Origin of the sequence: Psychrobacter cibarius, assembly GCF_904845955.1 — a bacterium.
Taxonomy (GTDB): domain Bacteria; phylum Pseudomonadota; class Gammaproteobacteria; order Pseudomonadales; family Moraxellaceae; genus Psychrobacter; species Psychrobacter cibarius_B.
In genome coordinates, this window is sequence record NZ_CAJGYX010000001.1 from 857,021 (window position 1) to 864,147 (window position 7,127).

At 43.9% G+C, this 7,127-nt stretch carries 5 protein-coding genes and 1 pseudogene; 4 read left to right on the top strand and 2 right to left on the bottom strand.

Annotation, left to right across the window (positions count from 1 at the left end):
- Positions 1-135 precede the first annotated feature (135 nt).
- The 4 genes from JMV76_RS03385 to JMV76_RS15230 all read left to right on the top strand — a co-directional run bounded on the left by JMV76_RS03385 (position 136) and on the right by JMV76_RS15230 (position 5,840).
- Positions 136-2,616 carry an esterase/lipase family protein gene (locus JMV76_RS03385; RefSeq protein WP_201501605.1) on the top strand — a complete coding sequence of 827 codons (2,481 nt, stop codon included), beginning with the start codon at positions 136-138 and terminating at the stop codon, positions 2,614-2,616.
- Between the two features lie 503 nt (positions 2,617-3,119).
- Positions 3,120-4,616, top strand: a complete 1,497-nt coding sequence (locus tag JMV76_RS03390; protein WP_227690051.1) for a cytochrome ubiquinol oxidase subunit I — start codon at positions 3,120-3,122, stop codon at positions 4,614-4,616.
- The gene (cydB, locus tag JMV76_RS03395) at positions 4,616-5,632 is read left to right on the top strand and encodes a cytochrome d ubiquinol oxidase subunit II (protein ID WP_201501606.1); all 1,017 of its coding nucleotides are present in this window, start codon (positions 4,616-4,618) and stop codon (positions 5,630-5,632) included. The genes JMV76_RS03390 and cydB overlap by 1 nt, the downstream gene beginning before the upstream one ends.
- Positions 5,633-5,723: 91 nt before the next feature.
- Complete coding sequence (locus JMV76_RS15230) at positions 5,724-5,840, top strand: DUF2474 domain-containing protein (protein WP_372815413.1); 117 nt, start codon at positions 5,724-5,726, stop codon at positions 5,838-5,840.
- A gap of 147 nt (positions 5,841-5,987) precedes the next feature.
- On the opposite strand, the gene murU is transcribed toward JMV76_RS15230, so the two are convergent.
- Both murU and JMV76_RS03405 read right to left on the bottom strand, forming a co-directional pair.
- Positions 5,988-6,731, bottom strand: a complete 744-nt coding sequence (murU, locus tag JMV76_RS03400; RefSeq protein WP_307783608.1) for an N-acetylmuramate alpha-1-phosphate uridylyltransferase MurU — start codon at positions 6,729-6,731, stop codon at positions 5,988-5,990.
- A 133-nt stretch (positions 6,732-6,864) separates the two neighbouring features.
- Positions 6,865-7,127: pseudogene (locus JMV76_RS03405) on the bottom strand (aminoglycoside phosphotransferase); the annotation flags it as partial.

Sequence of the window (7,127 nt, forward strand, 5' to 3'; positions counted from 1 at the left end):
TGTTCAATTCAATTATCGAAGTTTAAACCGTATTTTTGAAATTTAAATAAAATAGTTTAATGCGAAAAGTTACGCTACACTTCTTCTTATAAATTACTGACTCAATCATGCTTTTACGACTAACTGGACTCACCTATGACTTTCGCTAGCCCTATCAAAAATATGGTGACGCATGCTAAGAAAACCCCATTTTCGATCACATCAGTCGCCTTGATAGCCGCGGTAGCATTACTACCTGCGTGCAGTACGGTATCAGTGAATAAGCAAGCGTCAGCGAAGACGATTACTGCGCAGCGCGGTAATATCGTCACTACCAAAAAATTAAGCAGTGACACGGCATCAGCGCTCTTATCGGCAGGGCTCAATGAGCAAGCCTGTATGCAGCAGTTTGATTTATGCCTCACTCAGCTTACTGACAGTATTTTGAATGAACACTACCGTCCTGCTTTGGCAGTTTTTGCAGAGTTACACTACGCAAAAGCGCGACAGCTTTCTGCCTCTCAAGACTGCCGCAATGCGCTGGCTCGCCCGCCACTTGATCCTTATTATGCCAACGCACCTTTAGAAGATACAGAAGCTAAAGTCCAGCAAGAAAACACCAATCGCTGTCTAACAGGTTATCAAGAGCGGCTATTCGATGCTATCAAATCCAGTTATACCTATTTATTTTATGACAGTTTGACGCATGATTTTGAGGGCGCAGATCAAGATAAAAGTCCCTCTCAGGCACAGAACCGTATTCCAAATGACACCGATATTCAAACCCAAGACATCTATAATGCCGCCAGTAATGATGTGATAACCCAGCTTTATAGATCAACCAACGGCTCAAATAAATTGATGGGCGGCACCAAAGTAGACTATTTGCCCACATCCGCTAGCAATCTTAATGACAGTAGCCAAGCCGCGATTGCCAATTATTCACCGCTCAAGGGCAAACCTACTGATCAAGTCAACGTCATGAAAATACAAATTGATGATTATGATCTTGGTGTTTATTTGCCTAACGAAAATAACTATTTGCAAAATGCACATAAGCAGACCTCTGCACTAGCAGACTTGGTTTCCACTTACGAATTACGCCTCTCTGGGCTTAACTCAATTAGCAAACGTCCAGGCTTAGGAATCAGCTTGGTGGCATCACTGGATGACCGCTATACCACCACGATTCGCCAATTATTAGTGTCATCATTGTCAGGTCGATTGACCAATGAAAAAGATGGAGACACAGATGAGAGCAAGCCAAGTTCGCGTATCTACCCTACTGGACATTTGCTATTAACAGGATTGATTGAACCAAGCGGCGATAGCGTACTGGATGTACTAAGCAGTCGCAAACTCGATATTCATTTATACAACCCATACCAAAGCGAAAGCGTTAATATCCTTAATAGTGACTATCCACTGGCGGCTAACTTTTCTGCAGGTTATGGCTTGTGGCTGTCAGAGAACCAGCTAGATGGCGTCGGTTATCTCAATTTAATCACTCGCCAGCCAGAGGCCAGACTGCCCAAATTATTCATGCTTGAGCCTTATGATCCCAACAAGCGCGTCCTGATTATGCTGCATGGTTTGGCTTCTAGCCCTGCCACTTGGGTCAATTTAACCAACGATATTCTCAACGACGATAAGTTGCGTGATAACTATCAAGTGTGGCAGATATTCTATCCAACCAATTTGCCCATTTTAGAAAACCGTTATCAAATACAACAGTTAATCAACAGCACCTATGAGCAAACTGATCCTAAAGGACAAAATCGCGCCAGCAAAAACAGCGTGATTATCAGTCATAGTATGGGTGCCATTATCGCTCGCATGATGCTATCTGATGAAAACTTGGTCGATGACCTAGATAGACTAGACGATCAAAATGTGCTGTCTGACAGTGAAAAACGTAAGATTCGTGACGCACTTAAAGCATCATTTGGCGAAGATCAGCTAAAAGAACGCTTTGAGCTAAAAGCCTTACCACAAGTAGATACGGCTGTCTTTTTATCAGCGCCTTTTCGTGGAACTGACTATGCAGATCGCTGGTTCACTCGGGCACTGCGCCGTATTGTCTATTTGCCAGTTGGTTTGGTAAAAACTGTCACGGACAACTTAGCCACCATTGCCACGCAAGGTGATTTGGCACAAAATCCTTTGGGTGCGTTATATTTACAAAATGGCGCAAGTCAGCTGAGCGACAAATCCTCTTTTATACAGCTGACGAAAGACATCACCATCAATGATCGTGTGACCTATCACTCTATCATTGCCAATAATGATGCCGATATTACTAAAGGACTGGCGCAAATGCAGCCAGCTGGTGCAAAGGTTGATTTATCACAAGCAGTAGAAGAAGACAGCAAAGATGAGACAGGCGGTACCAGTAGCCCTTCTGATAGCTCAAAGCTCTCTGCCCAACCACTGGTTGCAGCCGTCACCGTCACCGTCAATGAAGATATCAGCCAAGCACTAACTGAACGTTTATCAGATGGTATTGTTCCTTATACCAGCGCTCATCTTGATGGCGCGGCCTCTGAGACGATTATCAGCGGTGGTCATAGCATTCAAACTAACCCGCAAACTATTTTGACATTACGCCAGATTCTACATAAACAATTGCAGGAATAATGATTGCTAGTGTCATATATCACTGCACTGGTCTTTGCGCTTTAAAATTAAGAGTAAAGCAGATGGCTTTGCAACTTTGTACTCTGTTGGATATTTGTGCCTATACTAGGACACAAATAAAACATTACTGTTATTAAGGTAAACTTGATAACACCTTGTTTTCCCAAGCGATTAGTCTGATATCTCTGGGTTTATCTCAGCAGTTTTTAATGACTATCAGGTATGCGACCAATCTGTTGCGCAGCTTGCGTGTGCATCGAGGGAAGCGCATAATATATTGACAGCACCTGACAGTAATGTATTAATTTATAGGGATATAAATTACTTAATTCAGCTAAACAGTCGATAGCTTAGCCGCACTCTATCCCTAAGATTGCTCGCTAATCAACACTGAGCCATTGCCCGTACTATTTTTTACCTTAATCTATAGACGATTGCGGGCAGTTACTTGAGCGTTTTATGGAAGCCAGCGCTATTCAGCTAACAGATAAGGGTAACCGTTTATGTTCGCTACGTTTATGATTGACCAGCTCGATGCGCTGATGCTCGCGCGTATCCAATTCGCTTTTGTTATCTCGTTTCATATTGTCTTTCCCGCCTTTTCTATCGGACTTGCCAGCTGGTTAACGGTGCTTGAATTCCGTTGGCTCAAAACAGGCGAGCCAATTTATGCTGAAGTTTATAAACACTGGGTCAAGATATTTGCCGTTGTTTTCGGCTTAGGCGTGGTATCTGGTGTAGTAATGTCCTACCAGTTCGGTACTAACTGGGCGGTCTTTTCTGACAAAGCCGGTAACGTCTTGGGGCCACTACTCGCCTACGAAGTATTGACCGCGTTTTTCTTAGAAGCATCCTTTTTAGGTATTATGCTATTTGGTTGGGGGCGCGTGAGCAAGCGTATGCATTTCGCTTCCACTGCCATTGTCGCCATTGGTACACTGATTTCAGGCTTTTGGATTTTAGCCGCCAACAGCTTTATGCAGACGCCACAAGGCTTTATGATGGGCGCAGATGGACTTTTATATCCTACCAACTGGCTTGAGATCATTTTTAGCCCTTCATTCCCTTACCGCTATGCTCATATGATGACAGCGGCATTCTTGACGACTGCCTTTGTCATTGGCGGGGTTGGTGCTTATTATATTCAATCTAAAAAGCATACCGAACACCGTCAACATGGTCGTGTCATGCTAGGTATGGCCATGATTATGGCCATATTTGTCGCACCCGCTCAAGTATTAATTGGCGATGAGCATGGTCTAAATACTTTAGAGCATCAGCCAGCCAAAGTCGCAGCGATGGAAGGTATTTGGGAGGATGAGCGCGGCGCAGCGTTACGCTTATTCGCTATTCCTGACCAAGAAAACCAAACCAATAAATATGAAATAAGCATCCCCTATGTTTCAGGCTTGATTCTTACCCATTCGTTAGATGGCGAAGTAAAAGGCCTAAAAAACTGGGCACCTGAAGACCAACCACCGGTGATGATTGTATTCTGGGCATTTCGCATCATGGTTGGTATTGGCATGTTAATGGTGCTGGTCGGCTTATTTAGTCTCTATAAATACTTTAAAAAACAACAATATAGCCCCGAAAGTGTCTGGTTCCACCGTGCTTGGATGATGATGACGCCACTTGGCTTTATCGCATTACTGGCTGGCTGGTTTGTGACCGAGACAGGTCGTCAACCATGGACTGTATATGGTGTGATACGCACCGCAGAAAGCATGTCACCGCTCGCAGCACAGCAAGTGGCAACCACGTTGATTGGTTTTATTGTCCTCTATATATTTGTCTTCGGTGCAGGCAGTTTTTATATTCTACGCTTGATCGCTCAAGGGCCAAAACCGTACGAAGATCCTGCCGATGATAACTTCTATGAGCACTCAGTGACCGAAAGCCAAGGTCGTGCGCTCAGTGGCGATAGCAATCCTGCTAAGAGCACTGAAGAAGATATAGATACTCCTGCAAACGACGTCGATGATGGAGGGTTACGCTAATGTTTAACTACGGTGATGTATTAGACTTACCTTTAATTTGGGGCGGACTGATCGCTCTATCCGTCTTTATCTATGTATTGCTTGATGGCTTTGATTTGGGCTGCGGTATCTTGTTTCCCTTTGCTGGCTCAGATAAAAACCGTAGCCGCATTATGAACTCTATTGCCCCGTTTTGGGATGGTAACGAGACTTGGCTAGTATTGGGCGGTGGCGGCTTGTTCGCTGCTTTCCCAGTGGCTTATGGCATCATTATGACGGGGCTTTATCTGCCTGTTACTTTTATGCTATTCGGTCTAATAATGCGCGGTGTGGCATTTGAATTTCGCTTCAAAGCATCTTCACGTCGTCACGTATGGGACACTTTCTTTTTTGTTGGTTCAGTCGTTGCTACATTCTCTCAAGGTATTATGCTTGGGGCGCTTGTACAAGGTCTTGAGGCAAGCAACCGCCTATATACTGGTGGGCCGTTTGACTGGCTCACACCTTTCTCGATTGTCTGCGGCTTTGCCATGATTATTGGTTACGCCTTACTTGGCTCTACATGGCTCATTATCAAAACTGAGCATACCCTACAAGTCTGGGCACGCAAAGTGTCTGGCTGGATGCTGTCTGCTTTGGTAGTGGCAATGACCGTCGTCACAGCATTTATGTATTTTTCAGACATTAATGCCCTCGAAGGCTGGTTTGGCTTCCCAGGTCTATTATATCTAGCGCCTATGCCAATTATAGTTTTACTATTATTTTTCTTGATGCGTAAAGACTTAAGTGGCGAGCGCGAATATCGTCCTTTCTTGTTGACTGTGGCACTGTTTTTGATGGGCTATATCGGGGTTTGTTTCGCCATGTTCCCATACATCGTACCGTATCAGATGACGATTTATGAGGCAGCCGCAGCTGACACCTCACTATCCTTTATGTTAGTTGGTGCCGTCATAATGCTACCGATTATCCTGAGTTATACCGCTTTTGCCTATTACACCTTTAAGGGTAAAACTGGACATGAGCATATGTACTAAGGGTAAACAAAGGATATAAAAATGTGGCTACTGCAAATATTAGCAGTGGCTACACTTTTTAAAGCGCATTAACACGTAGTAGGAGGCGAGCATGAAGAAGCTCAGTAAGAAACAGTCACAATGGGCATGGTTCATTGGGCTATATATAGCAGGGTTTGCAGTTATTTTTACGATTGCTCAATTAATCAAGTTGGCTATGGGTATCTAGCAGTCATTTGCAGCCCACTTAGCCATGGCTATATCACATAAAAAAGCAGCGCCGATTCATCGACGCTGCTTTTTTATGTAATTACTTATACAAGATTAATAAGAATTAGGCATCTTAATCTAAGCCCTTTATTATAAATCCCATAGTCTAAACGCCTTGATGGTGATCAACACCGTTACTTTTGATAAATTCATTTACCTGCGCCAAGCGTTCAGCCGTGCCCACATCTATCCAATTATCAGAAATAATTTCAGCCGTGATTTGAAACTTTATCATCGCTTGCTTGAGCAATGGTGCCAACGCTGCTGGCTGACCTGATACCAGCCCATCGACCAATCGTGGTGACATCACACTAATGCCAGCAAAGGTGTATTTGTCTGCATCACCAATCGGCTGCTCGCTGGCTAAACCATTATTGATCGCAAAATCACCGCCGTTATTATGCTCTGGATTATCAATCAATAACAGATATGCGCGCTGATCTGCGCCAAGCTTATAATCTCGCAACTGCGCAAAATCATAGGTCGTCCATACATCTGAGTTCACTAAGATAAATGGCTCATCGCGCAGCTTGCCAGTTTGTAACGCTTGAAAAATACCACCTGCGGTCTCTAGAGGCTCATCATCCTCTACTGACCAATGCAATTTAACACCGTATTGACTGCCATCACCCAGTGTATCCATCAGCTTATCAGCCAGCCATGACGCATTAATGGTGATATCAGTGATACCAGACGCTTGTAGCGCTTTAATATGCCAGACTATAAGCGGTTGCCCACCCACCTCCACCAGAGGTTTGGGTGTATCCAGTGTTAACGGACGCAGACGCGTGCCCTTACCAGCAGCCAAAATCATTGCTTGGGTAATCATTGCTCGGTCAATCTCAGACATGTGCGCTCCTTTTTTTATTTTATGGGATTATACATTCAGATTAAAGCTTGCTAATGTTTTAACGTAACTTATCAAATGAGCATTACTTATCAGATGAGCATTCGCGTCAAATAAAGCTCGCAAGTGTTTCGTTCTAAATATATTGCTGTACGAACTTATTTTGATAAGCTGGCAGTATATTATCCCTAAGACTCTCATTAAACGGCGCTACTGCTTGTTGCATATGCGGTCTACCGTGCGCCTCTAACCATTCTAACTCGAACATTAAATCACGCATCACCTTAGGAATATCCGCCAAATAGCGGTCTTTGCCATCTCGCTCAGACAAGCGAATAAAAATCCCCAACACTTTTAAATGTCGCTGCACGCCCATGACATTCATATCGTTTTCGAGCT